Below are 24,248 nucleotides of genomic sequence, written 5' to 3'. Positions count from 1 at the left end.
CGTCCGCCAGCGTCAATCCTCCAGGCGCATGGACAGATCGATGGCCTTTACGTCCTTCGTCAGGGTGCCAATAGAGATGTAATCCACGCCCGTCTCGGCAATGGGGACCAGTGTCTGCTCATTGATTCCGCCTGACGCCTCCAGCTTTGCCCGCCCGGCTACCACTTCAACAGCTCGGGCCATATCGGCCAGAGAAAACTCGTCCAGCATGATGATATCTGCCCCTGCATCCAGAGCCTGGCTCAGCTCATCCATGGTTTCGGTTTCCACTTCGACGGGTTTTCCCGGAGCGATTCTGTGTGCTTCGGCAACCGCGGCGGCAATCGAGCCGCAGGCGGCGATGTGGTTTTCTTTGATCAGGAAGGCGTCCCACAAGCCAATTCGATGATTGCTGCAGCCACCGCAGGTTACCGCGTATTTTTGCGCAAGCCTTAATCCTGGCAGCGTTTTTCGGGTGTCCAGAAGTCGCACCTGGGTGTGCGAAACCCGGGCCGCGTAGCTTGCGCACCGTGTTGCAACCGCTGACAGGGTCTGCAGCCAGTTCAATGCGGCCCGCTCCGCCGTCAGAAGCGATCTTGCCGGGCCTGACATACGGAAAATAACGCTGTCGGCCGGTATATCGTCGCCATCTTCGAACAGCCATTCCAGTTCGACGCTGGGGTCAACCTGCCGGAACACCTCATTCACCCAGTCTTTGCCGGCGAGTCTCGCAGCCTCTCGGGTAATAACCCGCCCCTGAGCGTGTTTTTCTGCCGGGATCAGCATGGCGGTGATGTCGCCGTCGCCAATGTCCTCCCGGAGGCTTTGGGCAACATTTTCAATGCGGGCCTGACGAAGCAGTTCGGGAGTGATCATGGTCGCTTTCCGGCTGAAAAATAAATGGATTTGGGTCAGGTCCGCAATTCTACTGCCCGAACGGGGTTTCGCAAAATGGCAAGCGCAAAGGGTGCTAAAATGTGACGCAGTTCGACGTTGCACAAAAGGTGACAATTTCTGACACAAGGTGACGAAGCCCGGCTATATCATGTAACTAGAGCGTGGTCCAAGTACCTTCAGCAGAACCAAACCGGAGCATCCCCATGGCACAAGACAACAAGGTTGTTCACTTGACTGGCCAGAAGGCGGTAGGCAGATTTTCATTGCCTTCTGCTCTGGTGCGGCTGCGTGACGCCTCCGGTCGGTCGCTGAAAACGGTGTTGGGCAGTTTTTTCGAACAGGCCGATGACAGTCTGTTTGCGCTGGCAGATCGCGCGGGTTCCAATCAAGACCAGGCCGCCTACTTTGACGCCATGCGAGAGCTTCGCCTGCGTCGCAAGGCGATGACTGTGTCGATACTCCAGAAAGTGAGTCAGGCCTTTAACGAGCTGGGGTCATTCCGGCCCGTGAGTAAAGCTCGGTCCCTTGAGGACGCAGACCGTGATTCCCTGAGTTTGCTTGACCACTCTGACCTTGAACAGCAGGTTGCCATTGAAAATCTGACGAACCGTCTGAGAAACCGTTACCAGGAATCCTTGAGCCTTCTCGCCGCCAGAATCCGGCATGTGGTGCCGGAGCTGGCGCTGACGGAAGACCAGATTCCACTCAGCCCCGAAGTGTTGTGTGGTGGTATTGCTGAGGCTTGCTCAGATCTCGATATTGATATTCGCGCCAAATTGGTGGTTCTCAAACTGTTTGAGCGCATGTTGTCAGACCAGCTTGGCGACTTCTATCAGGAGTGCAATCGTACTCTGATCGCAGAAGGGGTGCTGCCGGAGATGAAGAAGCCTCCGGTGGCAGGTTCTCAGCCGTCGGCCAGGAAAACGGTGCCGGTACCCGGTACCTCAGTTGGTGGCTTCGGGGCAGGGGGGCAGTCTCGTTATTCTCAGGGAGGTGCTTCGCCCACGTTTAATGAACTGAGTGCCCTGTTGCATCAAGGTAGCGGGTCGGGCGCTTCGGTGACTCAGCCGGGCGCGCTCGTTCTGGATACGAGCCACCTGCTGGCCAAGCTGAACGAGCTACAGGGTGCATCGCACGCTCAGGGGGGCGAACAGATTATTCCCTTACGGGAGCAGTTGCAGCCTGTGTTGCAGCCTCAGGGCGGAGGACAAGTGTCGGTTGGCCAGGTAAACAGTGATGTGATTAACCTGGTGTCCATGCTGTTCGATTTCATCCTGGAAGACCGTCAGTTGCATCCGGTTATGAAAGCGTTGATTGGCCGCTTGCAGATCCCGGTTCTGAAAGTGGCTCTGAGTGACCGTAACTTTTTCAATCGTGGTGGGCACCCGGTTCGCAAGCTGCTGAACGAGCTCGCATTGGCAGCAATCGGTTGGAGTGAGAAGCGCCCGGGTATGCGGGACCCACTGCGAGAAAAAATTGAAGAAATAGTGGGTCGGGTACTGTCCGAGTTCACAGAGCGGGTTGAATTATTTGAAGAACTCCTGAAAGACTTCGGTCATTTTATGGATCTGGACCGTCGTCGCCGGGAGCTGGTGGAACAACGGTTAAGGGATGCAGAAGAAGGCCGGGCGCGGCAGGAACGGGCCAGTCAGGCGGCGGAACGCCTGATCGAGGAGCAATCCTCAAACCGTGATATTCCTGAGCCCGTGTTACAGATGCTCAAAGAACCTTGGACTCGCTACCTGCAGTGGGTGGCGCTGCGTCACGGTGAGGAAAGCGAATTTTGGGAGAGCGCCTGCGAACTGACGGGCCGATTGGTGTGGAGCGTGGACCCGCATCCGGTATCACCGGAGACCCGTTCTGAATTACTGCGGGCCATTCCCGACGTTGTTGAAGATCTGAGAAAAGCGCTGCAGGAAATTTCCTGGGACCCGTTTGCTACGGACGCGGCAATCAGAGACCTTGAGCTGGTTCATGTCGATGTGTTCCAAAAGCTGGTCACGGCGCCCGTAGAAGAGAATCGCGCTCCGCTTGATAACCTGGATGTTCCACCCGCCGCTCTGGATGTCACTGAGGTTAAAGCTCCGGTTGCTTCGGAACCACAGAGTCTGGCTGCGGAACCGGAGGCGCTGGCTCCTGAAGTGGCAGAGCCGGTGGATACGCCTGAAGAATCCAATGTTGACCAGGCACCTGAGAGTGAGTTGGCGCAACAATGGATTGATAAGGCGGATCAGTTGCGGGTTGGCTCCTGGCTGGAGCTGCAAAGGGATGATACCCGGTTGCGTTGCAAGCTGGCGGCGTTTATCAAAGCAACGGGCAAGTATATTTTTGTCAATCGGAGTGGCGCCAAGGTCGCCGAATTCCAGCGCGATGACCTTGCCCGGGCGATGCAGGAGGGTTCTATCTCGTTGCTGGATGACGGGCTTATTTTCGACCGTGCCCTGGAGTCTATTATCGATAATCTGAGGCACAGCCGAAAAGACTGACACCCGGTTAACAGCCGGGTGATTCCATAGCATCTGAGGGCGCTTTGTGATTCAATCGAATCTATACGCCACTCATTGCGCCTTTGGATGAGCCTTGCCCAATACACGAACCGACTCCCCTGAAGCACCGTTTTCTGCTGCCACATTCAATGCGCAGGTTGCCGAGTTGCGAGCAACCGGCCGGTTTCCCGGCAGCAGATGGTGCCCCTCTCCCAATTTTGGTCCCCGGCCTGAAAACGCGGCCATATCGCTGTTGGTGGTGCACAACATCAGCCTTCCCCCTGGTCAGTTTGGCGGCTCTTACATTGAAGATTTTTTCTGCAACCGACTTGAGCGGCAGGCACATCCTTATTTTGAGCTGATTGCAGATCTGCAGGTTTCGGCCCACGCTCTGGTTCGCAGGGATGGTTCTGTCGTGCAATTTGTTAACTGCTTCGATCGTGCCTGGCATGCGGGTCGTTCGTGTTTCGGTGGGCAGGAAGAGTGCAACGACTATTCCGTGGGGATCGAGCTGGAAGGGGCTGACGATATTCCGTATTCGGAAGCCCAGTACCAGACGCTAGCGCATCTCACCGCCCTGACGATGGCCGCCTGGCCAACCGTAAACCCAGAGCGTATTACCGGGCACAGTGATATTGCGCCGGGCAGAAAAACTGATCCTGGCCCCGCTTTCCAGTGGGCGCATTTCCGAAAACTTCTGAAAACAACGGAGAGTGGCTGAATGGCACTGGTGATCTTTCTGTTGGCCTACGTGATTCGCCGGCGCCTAGACCGCCTCGACAAGCTCAACGGAGATGCCCTTTGGCGGGCCTGGTTCCATCGTGGAACCAAGGCGAAAGCAGGCCAGGAACACTTGGTCGGCAAAGGCTATGGGATGGTCCTGCTGCCAGCCATTGTCCTGACTGTGTTGGCGTTCGCCGCTGAACGGGCTGGCTTCCGGCTGGCAATCTACCCGCTGGAATTCGTGGTGCTTCTTTTGCTGATGGGCGCTCCGGGCTGGAAAGCGGTTTTGCAGGCCTATTCAGAAGCCTGGCGCAGGGGCGACATGCAGGGTGCCTGGCATCATGTTCAGGACCGCTTGCCGGCGGCGGAACGAGGAGCGGCACTCTCTCCCGATGCTATGCATTTGTCGGTGGCCAGGACGTTGATGGTTTCGGTGTTTCAGCGATTCTTCCTGGTGGTGTTCTGGTATGTGGTGGGTGGCATTGGTGCCGCGTTGTTGGCCCGGGGCATCGTGGCCCTTGCTGAACAGTGGCCTCAGGCCGGCGCAAGGCCTGGATTCAGAAAGGTGGCGGATTGGGTGAGCTGGCTGCCTGTGCGGCTTCTATCCTGCACGTTTGGCCTGGCTGGTGATCTCGCCGGTTGGTCCCGCGAAGTACGGCGCGTTATACCGGGTGTCAGAAAATCTACTTCGGAAGTTCTAATGATTTCCGCCAACGGGTCGTTAACCGGGTATGCGCTTGATCCTGCAAGGTTCTCAAGTGTGCATCCGGAGGACTGGCCAAACTTTGGTGGTCGGAGCCTGATGGCCATCAGGGATTTACTGAATCGAAGTATGTTGGTCTGGATTTGTGCAATTGCGTTGCTGGTTATCTCTGGTGTGGCATAAAAATAGTTAAAACAAAGCGTTACATAATAATACTTAATAGTGATTCAGTTTTGACTGCGTTAAGCGATAATCAAAACAAAGAATCAGGATTCAGTTTTTGAATCGGCGCGAGGGCACTGTGAACTACATTATTAATCCAGCGATTGCACTGATGAACCGGCTGCCCATGGTTTACAAGTTCAGCCTCATCAGTATTCTTTTTCTAGGCCCCATTGTCGTGCTGTCCTGGTTAGTTATTTCCGGGCTTAACCAATCCGTACAGACCATGAACCGAAGCATCGACGGCCTGGTAGAACTCCAGAAAGTTGATCAGCTATTGGTTGCTGCGATGGACTTTCGGGATTACCAGGCGCCGGGCATTCTGAAAGATGAAACGGATTTGCTCCAGAAGGCTCAAGCGGCTTCCCAGCGCATTGATGCCTTGCTTGCTGATCTGGCTGAACCACGCCGTTCCTTTGATTTAACCGGCTCCTGGCAGGAGCAGGTTCAGAACCTGAGTGAAGAGTGGAAGGGTCTGAAGGAAAACGACAACTACCAGGTAACCATTGGCCCGCAGTTTAAGTTTTATCAGGAGTTTGTGCAGAAGGTTGTAGCATTGTTGCCGGCAACCATCGAAGTGTCCGGCCTTGGCCAGGATTCATCCCGGGAAAACCTGTTGCTTCTGGGCTTGGTTCGGTCAGCATTCCCTGATGCCCGTAATGTGATTGGCTCAGCCCGATCTTACGGCATTTTCGCGCTGGTTGATGGCCAGGTCGGGTTTGCCCTGAGTGATACCTTTAACGAGGTGTTTGACCAGCTGACAAACCGGAGCTCCCTGTTGGCGCCAAGCCTTGTGGTGGCCAGAGAAACCTCGGAACAGTTGGCGCAATCTGCGGGTGGCACGCTGGCCAGAGTAGAAGAGAGCCTGCTGGCCGTTCGCGAAGAACTGGACATAAACATCATTACGCCGATGCGGCTGGAAATGCCCTGGCAGGAGTACGATGCTGCAGTAACGGCTCACACCGTGCATTACGATGCGCTGACCGAGGAAATCTTTTCCGTCGTAGGTGCGAATCTTGAGCGCCGGCTGCAAAGCGAAACGCAGCAACGAACCATGATTCTGGTCGCGTTGATTGTCGTCATGCTGGTAGTTGTCTACCTGTACATCGGTTTCTTCATGTCGGTCAGGGTGGCGATCAACCGGTTCAGTCGCGCGGCAAGAAATGTGGCAGCGGGCGACATGACGACTCACATACAGCTCTCCAACCGTGATGAACTCGGCGAACTGACCGGTGAGTTCAATAACATGACTGACAAGATTGCCGAGCTTATCCGGTCCGTCAGTAAGACGACGGTAGATGTGGGGCAGCAGGCGGTCAGGGTGAATGACACAGCCTCAGCCAACAGCGAAGCTGTGGCGCGGCAGATGGACGAAAGCAGCCAGATCAATGAGGCGATGGGCCAGATGGTCGACGCGGTGAACGAAGTCACCGAAAGTGCGCACCGGGTGGCGGACAGTGCCGGCAGTGCCGAGCGAGACACCGAAACCGGCCGGAAAGTTGTTGCGGATACCGTTGAAACCATCAACACGCTGGCCAGTGAAATTGCCGGTGCCGTTGAGGTCATCAATCGGGTCAATACCGACAGTGACAACATCAGCCAGGTACTGTTTGAAATAAAAGCCATTGCCGGGCAAACCAACCTGCTGGCACTGAACGCCGCCATAGAAGCAGCTCGTGCCGGAGAGCAGGGCAGAGGCTTTGCCGTCGTCGCTGATGAAGTTCGTTCACTGTCACAGAGAACCCACAAGTCGACCGAGGAAATTGAAGGTATGATTTCCCGGCTGCAGGGTGGCGTGAAGGAAGCCGTATCCGCAATGACGAGCAGTCACGATGCGACCGAGCTGACGGTGCGCAAATCGTCGGAAGTGACCGAGGCCCTGGATCGCATTGCCCAGGGCATCTCCGCAATCGTGGATATGAGCCATCAGATTGCTCAGGCGGCAGAAGAGCAGTCTGCGGTCGCTAAAAATGTGAACGTCAACGTGGAAAGTATTGGCGAACTTGGCCATAAAACCGCAGCCAACGCCGAAGAGACCCTGGAGTCCTCTCGCCAGATGTCGGAGTTGACCGCCTCGCTTCAGCGGCTGGTGCAGGCCTTCAAGGTGTGAGGCGGTGGTTATTTCAACCGTTCAGAGTCCGGCCCTTACAGGCCGGATTTTTTTTGCTCCCACAGAATTTCCTGAGCGCCGTCCCGGCGCGCCAGTACCCGTGCGACGACGAACAACAGGTCAGACAACCGGTTGAGGTAATGGCGTGAGGCGGTATTGATGGAGTCTTCATGGCCCAAGGCTACGACCACCCGCTCTGTACGACGGCACACGGCCCTGGCGAGGTGGCACTGGGCCGCAGCGGGTGAGCCGCCGGGCAGAATGAAGTTCTTGAGTGGGGGCAGGTCCTCGTTGTACTGGTCCAGAACGCCTTCCAGCCAAGTGATGTGGTCGTCGCCAATCACGCGGCTGCCCGGGATGGCAAACTCACCGCCCAGATCGAACAGGTGGTGCTGAATTCGGCGAAGCATGTCTGTCAATGCGTCACCGGCGGCCAAGGTCTCTACCAGAATGCCAATGTGGCAGTTCAGTTCATCGGCCATGCCCATGGCCTCGACCCGCTGGGCGTTCTTGGCAATGCGGTTGCCATCGGCGAGGCCAGTGGAACCGTCGTCTCCGGTGCGGGTATAGATCTTTGACAGGCGGTTGCCCATGGTTTGCACTCCCGTTGATGGATATTCAGTGTAGTTGTTGTACCCGTTCGACGAGCATTTGGTTCACCGGGGTCGCGATTCCGTGCTGTTGTCCGAGGCGGACCAGATAGCCGTTGATAAAGTCGATTTCAGTGGTGCGCCCGGCGAGAATGTCGGCTCGCATGGATGAGGTATTGGCGGCGGTGTTGCGCGCCACGGTTTCAATTCTGTTCTGAAGCTCGTCCGCCGTTTGTTCGGTTTGTCCAGCGGCCTTTAATAGCAGGGTAATTTCCCGGCACAGCGGACCAATCCACTGTTGATAGAACGGCTGTTGCAGAATATCCCCATTAGGGCAGTTCAGGATGGCAGTAAAGGCGTTGATGCCGGCGTTGATCACCAGTTTTTGCCAGAGCCGGCTCAGGATGTCTTGTTCTGCATGAAGGGGCAGTTGGCTATCGGCCAGAGACTGCACAACCGGGATCAAGTGGGTTTCTCCCGGAATGTTCAGAGCACCTACCCGGGTTTCTCCCTGGCCGGCGTGGACGGTGACGTTGGCTTCCGGTCGGTTGGCGCCCTCGGTGCTTGAGGCGGCCAGTATCGGGCGGTTTGGCCAGGTGTTGGCTACCTGCTGCTGACTGCCGAGACCGTTCTGGAACAGAATCACCGGTGTAGAGGTGGGAAGTCGGGGAAGAATTGTGCTGAGTGCTTCGAGGGTGTCACCAGCCTTGGTCGTCACCAGCAACACGTCCGGCGATTGCCCCGGCTGCAGCCAGGGCACGGTCACTCTACGTGCTTGCCCCTCAAATGGGCAAAACTGATAACAAACCGGCTCGGGGATCTGGCCTGGGCGGGGGACAAAGGCTACTTGCCCGGCAGGTAGCTTCGCCGCCCACAGCCGGCCCAGAGAGCCGGCACCCAGAATGGCAATCATGGCCTTACATGGCCTCGATTTCAGCTCGCTGTGCGCTCAGGCGCTGCAGACTGCCCTGGGCGTCCTGCAGCTTTTCCTTCTCTTTCTCGACCACATCGGCCGGGGCTTTGGCAGTGAATTTTTCGTTGTTCAGCTTACCTTTTACCCGGTCGACTTCCTTCTGCAGCCGGTCAAGCTCTTTGTCCAGGCGCTTGAGTTCGGCGGCCTTGTCGATCAGACCCGCCATGGGAACCAGCACTTCCATTTCACCCACTAGCTGGGTGGCGCTCATGGGGGCCTTGTCACCCTCGAACCATTCCAGTTTCTCCAGCTTGGCCAGGGACATCAGGAATTGGCGGTTGGCGTTGAGGCGGCGCTCATCTTCGCTGTTGCCACCCTTGAGCAGCACTGGCACCTGTTTTCCGGGAGAGATATTCATCTCGCCACGGATGTTGCGCACTGCCACGATCACGCCTTTCAGCCATTCGATATCGGCCGCGACTTCAGCATCCTGCTTGCTGGCGTCCGGCTGCGGGTAGGGTTGCAGCATGATGCTGTCGCCCTGTTTGCCGGCCAGCGGCGCGATGCGCTGCCAGATTTCTTCGGTGATGAACGGCATCATCGGATGTGCCAGGCGCAGTACTGCTTCGAGAACCCGAACCAGCGTGCGGCGAGTGCCGCGCTTGGCCTCGGCGCTGGCGCTGTCGTCACTCAGGGCGGGCTTGGACAGTTCCAGATACCAGTCGCAATACTCATTCCAGATGAATTCGTACAGGGCGTAGGCGGCCAGATCGAAGCGGTACTGGTCCAGGTGACGGATCACTTCCTGCTCGCAGTGCTGCAGCTCGCTGATGATCCAGCGGTCAGCCAGGGACAGTTCTACTGGTTCGTCGTTGATACCGCAGTCTTCGCCTTCGGTATTCATCAGTACGTAGCGGGCCGCGTTCCACAGCTTGTTGCAGAAGTTGCGGTAACCTTCCAGACGCTTCATGTCCCAGTTGATGTCACGGCCGGTGGTGGCCATGGCTGCCAGGGTGAAGCGCAGGGCGTCGGTGCCGTGGGCGGCGATGCCTTCGGGGAATTCCTTTTGGGTACGCTTGCCGATTTTTTCGGCCAGCTTCGGCTGCATCAGGTTGCCGGTGCGTTTCTCCAGCAGCTCGTCCAGCGCGATACCGTCGATCATGTCCAGCGGGTCGATGACGTTACCCTTGGACTTGGACATCTTGTCGCCGTGCTCGTCCCGGATCAGGCCGGTGACGTATACGGTTTTGAACGGTACCTGTGGGGTGCCGTCTTCGTTTTTCATGAAGTGCATGGTCATCATGATCATCCGGGCAACCCAGAAGAAGATGATGTCGAAACCGGTCACCAGCACGTCCGTGGGGTGGAAGGTTTTCAGGCGTTCGGTAATCTCCGGCCAGCCCAGGGTGCCGAAGGTCCACAGGGCGGAGCTGAACCAGGTGTCCAGTACGTCGTCGTCCTGTTTCAGTTCCAGGTCAGCGGCCAGGTTGTGCTTCTGGCGTACTTCGTCTTCGTTGCGGCCGACATAGATGTTGCCCTCAGCGTCGTACCAGGCCGGAATCCGGTGGCCCCACCACAGCTGGCGAGAGATACACCAGTCCTGGATGTCGCGCATCCAGGAGAAGTACATGTTCTCGTACTGTTTGGGCACAAACTGGATGCGGCCGTCTTCTACCGCTTCGATGGCCGGCTTGGCCAGGGTCTTGGCGTCGGCGAACCATTGATCGGTCAGCATGGGTTCGATGATCAGGCCGGAACGGTCACCCCGGGGCACGCTCAGTACGTGGTCTTCGACCTGCTGTACCAGACCGGCGGCTTCCATGTCGGCCACAATCTGCTTGCGGCCGGCTTCGCGGGTCAGGCCGGCATAGGCGGCGGGCAGGGAAGCGTCGATGTCGGTATTTTCGGTGCCGTCGGAGTTGAACACTTCGGCGGTAGCCCGGATGTTCGCATCCTGGGTCAGCACGTTAATCATGGGCAGTTGATTGCGCTTGCCCACGGCATAGTCGTTGAAATCGTGGGCCGGGGTGATCTTCACGCAGCCGGAGCCTTTCTCCGGATCGGCGTGGTGGTCGGCCACAATCGGGATTCTGCGGTTAACCAGAGGCAGCTGCACGTGCTGGCCAATCAGGTGCTGGTAGCGTTCGTCTTCCGGGTGAACGGCAACGGCGGTGTCGCCGAGCAGGGTTTCTGGACGCGTGGTGGCGACCACGACGTAGTCTTTGCCGTCTTTGGTTTTGGCGCCATCGGCCAGCGGGTAACGCAGGTGCCAGAAATAGCCTTTCTCTTCTTTGTTTTCCACTTCCAGGTCGGAAATGGCGGTGTGCAGTTTCGGGTCCCAGTTCACCAGTCGCTTGCCGCGGTACACCAGGCCGTCTTCGTACAGGCGGATAAACACTTCCTGTACGGCTTTGTAGAAGCCATCGTCCATGGTGAAGCGTTCGTTGCTCCAGTCTACGGAGTTGCCGAGGCGGCGCATCTGGCGGGTGATGGTGCCGCCGGAGTGCTCTTTCCAGTCCCAGATGCGTTTGATGAATTCTTCCCGGCCCAGGTCGTGGCGGGTTTTGTCTTCTTCCGCAGCCAGTTTGCGCTCTACAACCATCTGGGTGGCGATGCCGGCGTGGTCGGTGCCGACGGTCCATAATGCGTTACGGCCCTGCATGCGCTTGTAGCGGGTGAGGGTGTCCATGATGGTGTGCTGGAACGCATGGCCCATGTGCAGGCTGCCGGTCACGTTGGGTGGCGGTATGGCGATGCTGTAGGAGTCGCCTTCGCCGCTGGGCCGGAAATAGCCTTTGGATTCCCAGTTTTCGTACCACTGGCGCTCGATGTTTTCTGGCTGGTAGGTTTTTTCCATGGGATTATGCAGTGACCGTTTTGGTTGATTCACATAGGGAAATTCTGAGTGGGCCGATTATACATGGTCGCTTTGGTTGCGGCGAACCTTCGGAGTTCGGTGTCTGGATCGTAGTCTGATAGTTTGGTGCTGGGCGGCTAGCAGCCTGATAGTTTGGTGCCTTGTGGGGTTGGGGACAGGCTTTCCAAAAAACGCTCCTTGCGGCACATCCTTGTGGCGCTTCGCTCCGGCCATCCATGGCCTCCGAGATTTTTGGAAAGCCTGTCCCCAACCCCACAGATCTGACTTTTTGCTATCCGTGGCAAAGAACAATCACCGTCGCCGCATATCATGTACTCGCGCTTCAATACCCATCGTGCGCAGTTGCTTATAGTGCCCTCTTGCTTGGTTGAGAACGGCCGGGTCGTTGTGGGCGACTAGGGCCAGACGGCCATACTGGTCGGCGTCGTCGGGCAGTGTTGAGGACAGCACGATAACGGTATCCCAGTCCGTGGCGGCCGGCGGGTAGAGCAGGATGCCGACAGGATCGGTGCAGGGGGTGGTCGGGTCTTTGGCGATGCTGTGGGGGATGTAGGCTTCGGGGGTGAAGTTCCACAGCAGGTCGTCGAGTTCTTTGGCGTGGTCTTCGGTGTCGCAGAGGATGCACACGCGGTCGCCCTGCTGCCAGGCTTTGTCCACGAGTTTGGCGGCGTGGAGGTTGCGGGCGGCGGGGGTGTTCTGGGCGAGGATGTGGAACCAGTAGCGTTGGTTCTTTTCGTCCCGGCCGGAGGGGCCGGCAGCTGGGCTGCCGGGCTCCGGGGATCGGGTTTGTTGGTTATCCTGCATGGGACATCAGGTAGTTGACCAGCAGGGGTACCGGGCGGCCGGTGGCGCCTTTGGCTTTGCCGGAGTTCCAGGCGGTGCCGGCGATGTCCAGGTGGGCCCAACGGTAGTCTTTGGCGAAGCGGCTCAGGAAGCAGGCAGCCGTGATGGTGCCGGCCGGGCGGCCGCCGATGTTGGCCATGTCGGCGAAGTTGCTGTCGAGCTGGCTCTGGTATTCGTCCCAGAGTGGCAGGCGCCAGGCGCGGTCGCCGGTGCGCTCACCCGCGGCCAGCAGTTCGTTGGCCAGTTCGTCGTTGTTGGACAGCAGGCCGGTGGCGTGGTTGCCCAGGGCGATGATGCAAGCACCGGTGAGGGTGGCCAGGTCGACTACGGCGGCCGGGTCAAATTTCTTCACGTAGGTGAGGGCGTCGCACAGTACCAGACGGCCTTCGGCGTCGGTGTTGAGGATCTCAACGGTCATGCCGCTCAGGGTGGTTACGATGTCGCCCGGGCGGGAGGCGCCGCCATCCGGCATGTTTTCGGCGGCAGCAATCACCGCGACTACGTTGATTTTGGGCTTGGTCTCAGCCAGTACTTTCATGGCGCCGAATACGCTGGCGGAACCGCCCATGTCGTATTTCATCTCGTCCATGCCTTCGCCGGGCTTGAGGCTGATGCCGCCGGTGTCGAAGGTGATGCCTTTGCCGACCAGTACGTGAGGCTTGTCTTTGGCTTTGCCGCCCCGGTATTCCATCACGATCAGGCGCGGGGGCTGTTTGGAGCCTTTGCCCACCGCCAGGATGGTGTTCATGCCCAGTTTTTCCATCTGCTTTTCATCAAGTACTTCGGTCTTGATGCAGTCGTATTCCTTGGCCATGGATTTGGCCTGCTCGGCCAGCCAGACCGGGTGGCAGATGTTGGGCGGGGTGTTGCCCAGATCTTTGGTGTAATTCATGCCTCGGCCGGTGGACAGGCCCAGGTTGAAGGCATCTTTCAGGGCTTTGCCGGCACCCGAGGCCTGTACGGTTACTTTCTTGAGCTTGCGGGCCGCAGGCTTTTCGCTCTTGAAGCCGGTGAAGCTGTACAGCTGGTCTTCCAGAATGCGGCCAATCAGGTTAAGGCGCGCTTCTTCGTTGCTGACAGCGTCTTCTCCCTGCAGGGCAGTGTCGGCCAGGCAGATCAGGGTGTTTTTGGAAGGGCCGTCTTTCAGGGCTCCCATCATGACGATCAGGGCTTTGCGGAAGTTGGCCGGTGTGCGGTCTGCATCTTTGCCGGTGCCAACCACAACCAGGCGCTGCCAGGGCTGGTCGACCAGCGGGATGGTGTTAACAGAAGCATTTTTGCCGGTCAGGTCGCCAGCTTTTTCGAGTTGCTTGATCAGCCCACCCAGGGTTTCGTCTGCCTGTGTTGTGGTGTCAGGCCAGGTGCCTTTTTCGGGCAGGCCGATGACCAGGCAATCGGTTTTGGTGGCTGTAATGGCCTTGCTGCTGAGGCTGAAATTCATGGCAACTCCTGTTGTATGGTTTTGCTGTTCGCGGTTTGCGGCGCTCACTTCGTGTTGTTAAGGATTGGGGTGAAGCCTCGAATAATCAAGCAAACTGCCTATATTGCTACGATGACTTCATTGTATGAGCGCTTTACTGTCATTCGTCTGCGAGGTTACATAGAATACGCGCAGTTTCCTGTATCTACCATCCTGTGACAGGGCGCCACCAGAGAGACTGATTTGACTATCGTTTTCCGTTACCTCATTCGCCAGATCATGGTCAGCATGCTTGCTGTCTCCGGCATTCTTTTGCTGGTGTTCATGAGTGGGCGCTTTATCAAGTATCTGGGCAGTGCCGCCGAAGGCGAAATTGCGGCAGGTGTCCTGTTTTCCATTATGGCGTACCGGTTTCCGGGCTTTCTGGAGCTGATCCTGCCGCTCGGCCTGTTTATCGGCATTCTGTTGGCCTATGGAAGGATGTACCTGGAAAGCGAGATGACGGTGCTTTACGCCTGTGGTGTGAGTGAGCGGCAGTTGCTGGCCAAGACCCTGATTGGCGCGTTACCCGTGATGTTCGTGGTGGGTGCGATGAGCCTGTATGTATCGCCCTGGGGTATGAAGCAGGTTGAGCAGATCTTTAATGAACAGCGCAAGGCGACCGAGTTTGAGATGCTTGCTCCTGGCCGGTTTCAGGACTTCACCTCGGGTACCCGGGTGACCTACACCGAGGCGCTGAGTGATGACAAGCGTGAGCTGCAGGGTGTGTTTATCGCGGAATATGGCCGCAATGGCGAGGGTGTGACGCTGATCACCGCCAAGTCCGGTTCGCAACTGATTGACCAGGAGACGGGAAGTCGTTTTCTGATTCTGGAAGAAGGCGGCCGGTTTCAGGGGACACCGGGGCAGCTTGATTACAGTGTGACGCTCTTTGATGCATACGGCCTGAAGATTCAGAGTGGCGAAGCGGGAACCCGAGAGCTGGAAGAGGGCGTTTCGACGTTGGCGCTCTGGCAGTCGGATAACCCTGAAGATCGCGCGCTGTTGCACTGGCGTGTATCTCTGCCTTTGATTGTCCCCATCATCACCTTGCTGGCGGTTCGCCTTAGCCGGGTTAATCCGCGACAGGGCCGGTTTTTCCATCTACTGCCGGCGATGTTGGTGTACATCACTTACCTGGGTTTGCTGATTGTTGCCCGTGACGCCCTGGCTGATGGCAAGGTGCCAGAATGGATAGGGATGCTCTGGGTGCATGCATTGTTCCTGGCCCTCGGGTTGTGGCTTCTGCTTGGGCCAGCGTGGCTCCATCGGCGGCGCCTGGATAAGGAGGCCCGAGCCCATGCGTAAGATCGATAACTACGTGATGAGCACTGTGGGTGGCGCCATGTTCCTTGTGATGGTGGTGGTGCTGTCGCTGGACGTTATTTTTGCCTTTATCGCGGAGCTCGAAGATACCCGTAACGATTATCAGACCCTGCAGGCGTTGTGGTACGTGGCGCTGACGTTGCCAAGGCGCATCTATGATTACCTGCCGTTAGGCGCGTTTATGGGCTGCCTGGTGGGCCTGGGGACGATGGCCAGTTCGTCCGAATTGACGGTAATTCGTGCCGCCGGCGTGTCGCTCAAGCGTATTGTGTGGTCCGCCATGAAGCCGGCGTTAGTGGTGGTTTTGCTGGGCGTGGCCATTGGCGAGTATGTGGCTCCCTCAACGGAACGCATCGCCCAGAGTAACAAGGCTGTGGCGCTGGGGGCGGGTAAAAATGTGGCGGCCGCTCACGGTGTTTGGCACCGGGAAGGTAACACCTTTATGCACCTGAATGCAGTTCAGCCGAATGGCGTACTGGTGGGTGTGTCACTGTTTGAGTTTGATGAGGAACGGCAGCTCACGCAGTCCAGCTTTTCGGAGCGCGCGGAGTTTAACGGCGACCACTGGATTCTTGAAAATGTGGTTGCCACGCAGATGGAGGGTGAGCGCACGGTGCGAGAAGAGCACGCTTCACTCCGGTGGAATACCGGCCTGTCGCCGGAGGTGCTCAGCGTACTGATTGTGAAGCCTGAAAACCTCTCGATGAGTGGCTTGTACACTTACGCCCGTTACCTGGGAGAGCAGGGACTGACGGCGGCTCCTTACTGGCTGGCGTTCTGGAAGAAGGCGCTGATGCCGCTCGGGACAGCGGTGATGGTGTTGGTGGCGATATCTTTTGTTTTCGGCCCGTTGCGTTCGGTTACCATGGGCTTTCGGGTGTTTACCGGATTGCTGGTGGGGCTTCTGTTCAAGTACATGCAGGATCTGCTGGGGCCGATGAGCATGGTCTACGGCTTTAACCCGTTGTTTGCCGTGCTGGCACCGATTGTGGTGAACGCAATTGTGGGTGCGATGTTGATGAGAAAGGCCGGCTGAGCCGGCCTGTTCATCGCACTATTTTTTGGTGGGTTTTGCCAGCGCCACCACCACGCTGTTAGACACCCGGTCGGTGATCGAAAGGCCATTAATCGGGTAGAAGAGGGCGATAATGGCTGGCACCGTCAGCAACAGGGTGATGGCGCCGAGATAGTGTCCGCCAAGCATGGCCAGGAACACCACCGCGGAGGCAGTGCCGTAGCGGAGCAGTGACTGAGTCCAGCTGACGGACGTGCCGTCCAGGTTCTCGATGCGTACTCGCCACACCTGCATACCCAAGGTCTGCCCGGCGCGGGTCCAGAAGTAGGCGAAAAAAATGTACAGCACCAGGAAGAGCACGAAGGTGAGCCCCGGATCGCCGGAGAGCTTGCCCGCTTCGGCCATTTGTTCATAGGTGTCCCAGCCGGTGATCCAGCCGGCAACCATGGTGTAAGCCCAGGTGGCCACCAATAAAACAGCGATGCTGATCAGGCCGTCATAGATAATCGCCAGTGCGCGCTTGAGAGCCGTGGCTGGCGGCAGTAGTTCCTCAGCGTCGTGGAAGCGTCGGGGCATGGAGTCTCCTGTGAGGTTTCACGTTTTTCCTGTTCTCGGCGTGTGCTAGAGTAGCCGATTTGCACACGCATGTAAGTATTCGTATTTCAATCGCGGACTTGCCGGTTGTTCCGGTGGGTTTCTGGCAAGGTGTTAAAGGTCGAAAGGTATCAAAGGGCTATGAAAACCGCAGAGTTGCGACAGGCGTTCCTCGATTATTTCAAGCAGCAGGGTCACACCATTGTTCCGAGCAGTTCGCTGGTTCCGGCGGACGACCCCACCTTGCTGTTTACCAACGCTGGCATGAACCAGTTCAAGGACACGTTCCTTGGCCGGGAAGAGCGCGACTACACTCGAGCGACGTCAACCCAGAAGTGCGTTCGTGCGGGCGGCAAGCATAACGACCTGGAGAACGTTGGTTATACTGCACGGCACCACACGTTTTTCGAAATGCTGGGCAACTTCAGCTTTGGCGACTATTTCAAGCGCGAAGCGATCAATTTTGCCTGGACTTTCCTGACCAGCGAGCAGCACCTGAATCTGCCGCAGGAAAAATTGTGGGTCACCGTTTACGCCGAAGACGACGAAGCCTTCGATATCTGGAACAAGGAAATCGGCGTTCCGGTTGATCGCATCATTCGCATTGGTGACAACAAAGGCGGCCGCTACGCCTCGGATAACTTCTGGCAGATGGGCGACACCGGCCCCTGCGGCCCTTGCACTGAAATCTTCTTCGATCACGGTCCGGACGTAGCCGGCGGACCTCCGGGCAGCCCGGAAGAAGACGGCGATCGCTACATAGAAATCTGGAACGTGGTGTTCATGCAGTATAACCGTACTGCGGATGGCGAAATGCTGAACCTGCCCAAGCCGTCTGTGGATACGGGTATGGGGCTGGAGCGCATTGCTGCGGTATTGCAGGGTGTGCACAGCAATTATGAGATTGACCTGTTCCAGGATCTGCTAAAAGCCGCGTCTGACATTCTGGGCGGTGCCGCAACCACCGAGGCGTCTCTGCGAGTGGTGGCAGACCATATCCGCTCCTGTGCTTTCCTGATTGCCGACGGCGTAATGCCGTCCAACGAAGGCCGTGGTTTTGTGTTGCGCCGCATTATTCGTCGCGCTGCCCGCCACGGAAACAAGCTGGGTGCTAACGGGCCGTTCTTCTATAAGCTGACCGGTGCCCTGGTTGACCTGATGGGCGATGCGTTCCCGCAGCTGGTTAGCAGCCGCAAGCAGATTGAAAAAGTGTTGTTGCAGGAAGAAGAGCAGTTCGTGAAAACCCTGGATAAGGGCCTTCGACTGCTTGAGCAAGACATTGCCGAACTCAAAGGCACCGAAATTCCGGGCGAAACCGTCTTCACTTTGTACGACACTTACGGTTTTCCGGTAGATCTGACCAATGATATTGCCCGTGAGCGGGGCCTGACCCTGGATTATGAAGGCTACGAAAAAGCGATGGAGGCTCAGCGGGAGCGTGCCCGCGCGGCCAGCAAGTTTGGTATCGATTACAACGCTGCCGGTATCACGATTGAGGGTAAAACCGAGTTCACTGGTTACGATCACATTGATGGTCACGAGCGTATCCGCACCGTTCTGGTGAACGGCGAGGAGCGAGCTGCAGAGGCCGGCGATGAGTGTGTGGTGGTGCTTGAGCGCACGCCATTCTATGCGGAGTCTGGCGGTCAGGTTGGCGACACCGGTTTGCTGACCTGGAGTGGCGGTCGCTTCAAGGTGACCGATACCCGCAAAGAAGGTGATAACCACCTGCACGTGGGTACGTTGATCGAGGGTGAGCTGTTCTCCGGTCTGGAAGTGGACGCCCGTATCGACCATGCCCGTCGTGAGCGCACCAAACGCAACCACTCTGCAACGCACCTTCTGCACGCTGCGCTGCGCAAGGTTCTGGGTGAGCATGTGACCCAGAAAGGCTCGCTGGTGGATCCTGACAAACTGCGTTTTGATTTCTCGCATTTCGAAGCGGTCACCCCGGAGCAGCTCAAGGACATTGAGCGGCAGGTGAATGAACAGATTTTTGAGAATACGCCTGTACAGATTGATGTTACCGATATGGAAACTGCCAAAGAAAAGGGCGCGATGGCGCTGTTTGGCGAGAAATACGGTGATGTGGTGCGGGTGCTGAGCATGGGCGCTGACAGCTACTCCGTGGAGCTGTGTGGTGGCACGCACGTTGCCCGTACCGGTGATATCGGCATGATGCGCATTACTTCAGAGAGTGGCATTTCATCCGGTGTTCGTCGTATTGAAGCGGTTACCGGATTTGGCGCGCTCGAGTGGGTGGATGAAACTGAGCGCACCTTGCGTGACACCGCCAGGCTGGTCAGAGCCACTCGTGAAACGGTGGTTGAGAAGGTGCAGCAAGCGCTGGACCGGAATCGTCAGCTGGAAAAAGAAATGGACGCCCTGAAGGCCAAGCTTGCGAGTTCGGCCGGCAGTGACCTTGCGGCTTCGGCAGTCGACGTGGCTGGCCTGAAAGTGGTGGCTGCGAAATTGGACGGCGCCGATCGCAAAGCTCTGATGGAGACCGCAGATCAGCTGAAAAACAAGTTGGGTGAAGGCGTGGTGGTTCTGGCGACCGTTGAAGACGGTAAGGTGACGCTCGTTGCAGGCGTAACCAAGTCGGCAATCGGCAGGCTGAAGGCTGGCGACCTGATGAAGCACCTGTGTGCTCAGGTGGACGGCAAAGGCGGTGGTCGTCCAGACATGGCGCAGGGTGGTGGTAACGATCCGTCTAAGCTGGCTGAAGCGCTGGAAGGCATCCCGGCCTGGGTTGAGCAAAATATCAGTTAACCAACTGTTTTTGGGGGTGGGCAGAGGTTTATAATCCTGCCCGCTTTATTTGATGGGTAGGGTCAGAAAACCCTGCTGTGAGTCCCCGGTTCGGAGTTTGGCAAAACATGGCTCTGTTGGTTCAGAAGTTTGGTGGTACATCCGTCGGCACAACCGCGCGGATTGAGGCGGTGGCTGACAAGGTGTGTCAGTTCCGCAAGGAAGGGCACGATATTGTGGTGGTGGTTTCTGCCATGAGTGGCGAAACCAATCGCCTGATCGGCCTGGCCAACGATATTATGGAAGAGCCGACGCCCAGAGAAATGGACGTGCTGGTTTCTACCGGTGAGCAGGTGACGATTGCGCTGCTGTCTATGGCCCTGCAAAAGCGTGGTTGCGACGCCCGTTCGTACACGGGTGGTCAGGTGCGGATTTTGACGGACAGCAGTCACACCAAAGCACGTATTCAGGACATCGACGAGCAACACATGCGGCACGACCTGAATGCTGGCCGCGTGGTTGTGGTTGCGGGTTTTCAAGGTGTTGACGATAACGGCAACATTACCACTCTCGGTCGCGGCGGCTCAGACACCACCGCCGTCGCTTTGGCGGCAGCGCTGAAGGCAGACGAATGCCAGATCTACACCGATGTGGACGGTGTTTACACGACCGATCCGCGAGTAGTGGACAGTGCCCGGCGCCTTGATCGCATTACTTTTGAAGAAATGCTTGAGATGGCCAGCCTGGGTTCGAAAGTTCTCCAGATTCGTGCCGTTGAGTTTGCAGGTAAATACAACGTTCCTTTAAGGGTTCTTTCCAGCTTCCAGGAAGGCGAAGGTACCCTGATCACTTTTGAGGATGAGACCGCCATGGAACAACCGGTTGTTTCCGGCATTGCATTTAATCGTGATGAAGCCAAACTGACGATCTCCGGTGTTCCGGACACTCCAGGCAGCGCCCTGCGGATTCTGAAGCCGATCAGTGATGCCAATATTGAAGTGGACATGATTGTTCAGAACGTGGGGCAGGACAATAAAACCGCGTTTACCTTCACGGTGCACCGCAACGATCTGAAACGTGCCCAGGACGTGTTGCGCGGTGTTTCCACGGAAATCGGTGCCGGTGAAGTGGGTGGGGACAATAAGATTGCAAAGGTCAGCATTGTGGGTGTCGGCATGCGCTCTCATGCCGGGGTTGCAACTAAAATGTTTGAAGCGCTGTCCAAAGAAGGTATTAATATTCAGATGATCTCCACGTCCGAAATCAAAATTTCTGTGGTGATCGATGAGAAGTATCTCGAGCTGGCCGTTCGTGCGCTTCACAGCGCGTTTGAGCTGGATAAGGCCGGGGTGGAAGAAGGCGCCTAAGAGCCGGATGCTCTGACGTGCACTTTCTGAGATTATTGTCTATAGCTATCAAGGCGCGGATGAGCATAAGTATTATTGCGTCTTCAGTGTGGCCAGTGATCTCTTTATAAAAGCAATAAGTAAATAGTAGTCATAGTCGGAACAGGTAGCTCTGCAATAGGGAGTAAGGGATATGTTGATTCTAACTCGCCGTGTTGGCGAAACTCTGATGATCGGAGACGAGGTTACCGTCACCGTTCTGGGAGTGAAGGGGAACCAGGTTCGTATCGGTGTTAACGCACCCAAAGATGTGGCCGTTCACCGTGAAGAAATCTATCAACGGATTCAGTCCGAAAAAGGTTCTGAAGAGCCGGAACCGGGCAATAGTTGATCAGATAAAAGCCGCTCATGGGAAACCTGGGCGGCTTTTTTAATGGATGGGGAAATCGACCAGAAAAATCTCGTGTCAACCCTATGAAAACAGAAAAATTATGGTAGTATACGCCCCGTTCTCAAGGAGAGGTGGGTGAGTGGCTGAAACCAGTTCCCTGCTAAGGAACCGTACGAGCAATCGTACCGAGGGTTCGAATCCCTCCCTCTCCGCCATTTCCTTTCGGGGAAACTGAGAATCGGTTGATGTAGCGTTCAACCATTGCGAATGAATGTGCGGCTGTAGCTCAGCTGGATAGAGTACCTGGCTACGAACCAGGCGGTCGGAGGTTCGAATCCTCCCAGCCGCGCCATTATCGCAAACCCGTTTTTAGCGGCTGTAGCTCAGCTGGATAGAGTACCTGGCTACGAACCAGGCGGTCGGAGGTTCGAATCCTCCCAGCCGCGCCATATTTCACAAAAAACCCCGCTCTTGCGGGGTTTTTTGTGTCTGTATCACCACATCAGGTCATCTGGAATTTCATACCCGGCATAGGGGTCATCTTCGCCCGCGTCATCCTGCTTCCGGTCGTGCAGCGAAATGACCGCAGCTTCGTCGCGCTCCATAATCTTGCGGGCCACTTTGTCTGGCACCACTTCGTAGCTGTCTCCCAGTGCCACTATGGCGAGCCTGCCCCGGGAAAGTTGATCCACCATCTTGTCGTCCACCAGGATCTTCTTGATCTTTGTGCCGTCCACAAACTGGTAAGACGTTTCGCCCCGGCTGCGGTTCAGGCGGTTCGTTTCAATTAATTGCCGAATCTGGGCCTGAATGGCTTTCTTGTCGGCTTCCTGCTTCCGCTCAAGGTTCAGCTGGCGATCACGCTCCGCTTTTTCCTGACGCGCCTGGCGGGCTCGCTCTTCGGCTTCGTTGACCTGAACGGTACCTTTGGGCTGCTGCTTGCGCTGCTTGCGCTTTTCGCTGCGTATGGATTTGGCTTTTTTCTCATCGGCCAGCCCGGCTTTGAGTAGTTGTTCCTGCAAAGACGCCATCAGTGACTCCGTGTATTCGTGATAAACTTCATGAAATTTCGTTTTAGTATACGCCGTCAGTGCACTCTCAATAACCCACGATTACTCACCCCACGGATTTTTCTATGTCTTCTTTTAAAGAGCTTGGCCTGTCTTCGTCCATGCTGACCAACCTTGATCGGTTGGGTTTCACTGAGCCTACCGGGATACAGATCGAAGCATTACCACCGGCCATGGCGGGCAGGGATGTTATCGCCATGGCTCAGACGGGCAGCGGCAAGACGGCGGCCTTCGGTATTCCGCTCATTGAAAAACTGCGACCAAAGCAGTTTGCCGTGCAAGCGCTGGTGCTGTGCCCCACTCGTGAGCTGGCGGATCAGGTTGCCAAAGCTCTGCGGGAGCTTGCCCGGGCAAAAGAGAATGTCAAAGTACTTACGCTTTGTGGGGGCGTGTCGATAGGGCCTCAGATAGGTTCGCTCAGCCATGGTGCTCACATCATCGTTGGCACGCCTGGCCGTGTTGAGGATCACCTGCGCAAAGGCACCTTGGCTCTGGATCAACTGAAAACACTGGTGCTGGATGAAGCCGATCGAATGCTGGACATGGGGTTCGAGGAAGTGATGACCTCGATTCTGTCCCAGACACCGTCATCACGACAGACGCTGTTGTTTTCGGCGACCTGGCCGGCGCCTATCAGAACGCTGAGTGAGCGTTTTCAGGTAGATCCTGCCGATGTGAGGGTGGAGGCGGCGGATTCGACGGCCACTATTGAAGAGCTTTTCTACGAAATCGCGCCTGACCAGCAGGTAACCGCGGTGGCGGGATTGTTGTCCAGGTTTCAGCCGACCGCGAGCCTGGTGTTTTGTACCACCAAGCGGGATTGCGATGATCTGACGGCTGAGCTCCAGCACCTTGGGTTTGCTGCCTCGGCGCTGCATGGCGATCTGGAGCAGAAAGACCGTGACGGCACTCTGGCGAAATTTGCTAACCAGAGTTGTACCGTTTTGGTGGCGACCGATGTCGCGGCCCGGGGGTTGGATATCAAGGGCCTGCCGTTGGTCATCAATGCGGAGCCAGCACGAGATCCGGAAGTTTACACCCACAGGATCGGGAGAACCGGTCGGGCCGGGGAGCAGGGCCATGCGGTAACGCTGTGTACCCCGAAGCAGGGCCACAAAATTTCGCGCCTGGAGTCTGCTCGTGGTCGTGCGGCAGTGTGGGGTGATACCAGCAAGTTGCTGGCTGAGCCCTTGCGGCCAGTCACTCCGCCGATGAAAACTCTGTGTCTGGCGGGCGGCCGTAAAGAAAAAGTGCGCCCCGGGGATGTGCTCGGGGCCTTGACCGGTGACGCCGGTATTCCTGGTTCTGCGGTGGGTAAGATCGACCTGTTCGATTTTCAGTGTTTTGTGGCGGTCGACGTGGACTGGGCAGACAAGGCTCTGGCCCGGCTTGAGCAGGGTAAGGTCAAAGGGCGGAAAATCCGGGTCCGATACTTGTGAGCCGGTTCTGCTTCAGTTGACCGGTAAGCTGTCTTTTCAGGCCTGGGCGCTCGGAAAATCCCTATAGAAATGTGTGCTTTCGGTTGCTCCTGGTCAATGAAAACGGTAAATTACGCAGGATTTTGCCTCCCGTTTTGCATTTTCGCGCTATTAGACTTTTGTCTGAAAGGCCGGAATGGCCGACGGGGAAATCACACAAACCAATACAGGTAGCTGTTCGATATGAATGAGCTGATGTCACAAGCCATTGACCTGATGATTGCCGGCATGGGCTTTGTGTTCGCGTTCCTGGTTGTTCTGGTATTCGCGACACTCCTCATGTCCAAAATCATAGGACGGTTTGCGCTTCCAGAGCCGGCAACCCCGGCCAAAACGCCACGTGCCAAGCCGAAGGCGCCCGAGTCGGTTGACCCTGACACCGCCGAGGCCATCAAGAAGGCAATTGCACAATACCGGTCACGCCACAAGAAGTGACCCTGGTACAGATTAGAACCTTTTAAGAGAAGGCTGACA

General features: G+C 56.9%; 19 protein-coding genes and 3 tRNA genes. 14 read left to right on the top strand and 8 right to left on the bottom strand.

Annotation, left to right across the window (positions count from 1 at the left end):
- Positions 1–12: 12 nt before the first annotated feature.
- Positions 13–855 (bottom strand): carboxylating nicotinate-nucleotide diphosphorylase, encoded by an 843-nt coding sequence (nadC, locus tag QPL95_RS16680; protein WP_303292057.1) that lies wholly within the window; start codon positions 853–855, stop codon positions 13–15.
- 224 nt (positions 856–1,079) lie between these two features.
- Here nadC and QPL95_RS16675 point away from each other — a divergent pair, with 224 nt between their 5' ends.
- The 4 genes from QPL95_RS16675 (at position 1,080) to QPL95_RS16660 (ending at position 7,120) form a co-directional block, all read left to right on the top strand.
- Complete coding sequence (locus QPL95_RS16675; protein WP_303292056.1) at positions 1,080–3,362, top strand: DUF1631 domain-containing protein; 2,283 nt, start codon at positions 1,080–1,082, stop codon at positions 3,360–3,362.
- 166 nt (positions 3,363–3,528) lie between these two features.
- Positions 3,529–4,083, top strand: a complete 555-nt coding sequence (gene ampD, locus QPL95_RS16670; RefSeq protein WP_303292114.1) for a 1,6-anhydro-N-acetylmuramyl-L-alanine amidase AmpD — start codon at positions 3,529–3,531, stop codon at positions 4,081–4,083.
- Positions 4,084–4,971: a regulatory signaling modulator protein AmpE gene (gene ampE, locus QPL95_RS16665; protein ID WP_303292055.1), complete on the top strand. Its 888-nt coding sequence runs from the start codon at positions 4,084–4,086 to the stop codon at positions 4,969–4,971.
- Positions 4,972–5,089: 118 nt separating this feature from the next.
- Positions 5,090–7,120 (top strand): methyl-accepting chemotaxis protein, encoded by a 2,031-nt coding sequence (locus QPL95_RS16660; protein ID WP_303292113.1) that lies wholly within the window; start codon positions 5,090–5,092, stop codon positions 7,118–7,120.
- A 35-nt stretch (positions 7,121–7,155) separates the two neighbouring features.
- Here the strand turns inward: QPL95_RS16660 and QPL95_RS16655 are convergent, their stop codons facing one another.
- The 5 genes from QPL95_RS16655 to QPL95_RS16635 all read right to left on the bottom strand — a co-directional run bounded on the left by QPL95_RS16655 (position 7,156) and on the right by QPL95_RS16635 (position 13,785).
- Positions 7,156–7,713, bottom strand: a complete 558-nt coding sequence (locus tag QPL95_RS16655) for a cob(I)yrinic acid a,c-diamide adenosyltransferase (RefSeq protein WP_303292054.1) — start codon at positions 7,711–7,713, stop codon at positions 7,156–7,158.
- A 25-nt stretch (positions 7,714–7,738) separates the two neighbouring features.
- Positions 7,739–8,623, bottom strand: coding sequence for a ketopantoate reductase family protein (locus QPL95_RS16650; RefSeq protein WP_303292053.1), 885 nt, complete (start codon positions 8,621–8,623; stop codon positions 7,739–7,741).
- Positions 8,624–8,627: 4 nt separating this feature from the next.
- Positions 8,628–11,480 (bottom strand): valine--tRNA ligase, encoded by a 2,853-nt coding sequence (locus tag QPL95_RS16645; protein ID WP_303292052.1) that lies wholly within the window; start codon positions 11,478–11,480, stop codon positions 8,628–8,630.
- A gap of 312 nt (positions 11,481–11,792) precedes the next feature.
- A complete protein-coding gene (locus tag QPL95_RS16640) occupies positions 11,793–12,305 on the bottom strand; it encodes a DNA polymerase III subunit chi (protein WP_303292051.1) in 513 nt (170 codons plus the stop codon).
- On the bottom strand, positions 12,295–13,785 hold the full coding sequence (locus QPL95_RS16635) for a leucyl aminopeptidase (RefSeq protein ID WP_303292050.1): 1,491 nt from the start codon (positions 13,783–13,785) through the stop codon (positions 12,295–12,297). The genes QPL95_RS16640 and QPL95_RS16635 overlap by 11 nt, the downstream gene beginning before the upstream one ends.
- Before the next feature lie 222 nt (positions 13,786–14,007).
- Between QPL95_RS16635 and lptF the strand changes: the two genes are divergently transcribed.
- Both lptF and lptG read left to right on the top strand, forming a co-directional pair.
- Positions 14,008–15,111, top strand: coding sequence for an LPS export ABC transporter permease LptF (gene lptF, locus QPL95_RS16630; protein WP_303292049.1), 1,104 nt, complete (start codon positions 14,008–14,010; stop codon positions 15,109–15,111).
- Positions 15,104–16,165, top strand: coding sequence for an LPS export ABC transporter permease LptG (gene lptG / locus QPL95_RS16625; RefSeq protein WP_303292048.1), 1,062 nt, complete (start codon positions 15,104–15,106; stop codon positions 16,163–16,165). The genes lptF and lptG overlap by 8 nt, the downstream gene beginning before the upstream one ends.
- An 18-nt stretch (positions 16,166–16,183) precedes the next feature.
- Here lptG and QPL95_RS16620 read toward each other — a convergent pair whose 3' ends face one another.
- Entirely contained in the window at positions 16,184–16,720 is a 537-nt protein-coding gene (locus tag QPL95_RS16620) for an RDD family protein (protein ID WP_303292047.1), read from the bottom strand.
- Positions 16,721–16,879: 159 nt separating this feature from the next.
- Between QPL95_RS16620 and alaS the strand changes: the two genes are divergently transcribed.
- From alaS to QPL95_RS16590, 6 genes are all read left to right on the top strand, one after another.
- Positions 16,880–19,510 (top strand): alanine--tRNA ligase, encoded by a 2,631-nt coding sequence (gene alaS, locus QPL95_RS16615; protein ID WP_303292046.1) that lies wholly within the window; start codon positions 16,880–16,882, stop codon positions 19,508–19,510.
- A gap of 107 nt (positions 19,511–19,617) precedes the next feature.
- Positions 19,618–20,856, top strand: a complete 1,239-nt coding sequence (locus QPL95_RS16610; protein WP_303292045.1) for an aspartate kinase — start codon at positions 19,618–19,620, stop codon at positions 20,854–20,856.
- Between the two features lie 172 nt (positions 20,857–21,028).
- Complete coding sequence (gene csrA / locus QPL95_RS16605) at positions 21,029–21,226, top strand: carbon storage regulator CsrA (protein ID WP_044385012.1); 198 nt, start codon at positions 21,029–21,031, stop codon at positions 21,224–21,226.
- A 125-nt stretch (positions 21,227–21,351) separates the two neighbouring features.
- Positions 21,352–21,441, top strand: a tRNA-Ser gene (locus tag QPL95_RS16600).
- A 60-nt stretch (positions 21,442–21,501) separates the two neighbouring features.
- Positions 21,502–21,578: transfer RNA gene (locus tag QPL95_RS16595), tRNA-Arg, on the top strand.
- 20 nt (positions 21,579–21,598) lie between these two features.
- Positions 21,599–21,675: transfer RNA gene (locus QPL95_RS16590), tRNA-Arg, on the top strand.
- A 45-nt stretch (positions 21,676–21,720) separates the two neighbouring features.
- On the opposite strand, the gene QPL95_RS16585 is transcribed toward QPL95_RS16590, so the two are convergent.
- Positions 21,721–22,257, bottom strand: a complete 537-nt coding sequence (locus tag QPL95_RS16585) for a DUF2058 domain-containing protein (RefSeq protein WP_303292044.1) — start codon at positions 22,255–22,257, stop codon at positions 21,721–21,723.
- Positions 22,258–22,361: 104 nt separating this feature from the next.
- On the opposite strand from QPL95_RS16585, the gene dbpA reads away from it, so the two are divergent.
- A complete protein-coding gene (dbpA, locus tag QPL95_RS16580) occupies positions 22,362–23,735 on the top strand; it encodes an ATP-dependent RNA helicase DbpA (protein WP_303292043.1) in 1,374 nt (457 codons plus the stop codon).
- A gap of 222 nt (positions 23,736–23,957) precedes the next feature.
- Positions 23,958–24,209 (top strand): OadG family protein, encoded by a 252-nt coding sequence (locus QPL95_RS16575; protein WP_303292042.1) that lies wholly within the window; start codon positions 23,958–23,960, stop codon positions 24,207–24,209.
- Positions 24,210–24,248 lie beyond the last annotated feature (39 nt).

This window comes from Marinobacter sp. SS5-14b, assembly GCF_030541005.1.
Lineage (GTDB): Bacteria > Pseudomonadota > Gammaproteobacteria > Pseudomonadales > Oleiphilaceae > Marinobacter.
Note: the sequence above shows the minus strand (reverse complement) of the source record. Positions and strands in the feature narration are given on the sequence as shown.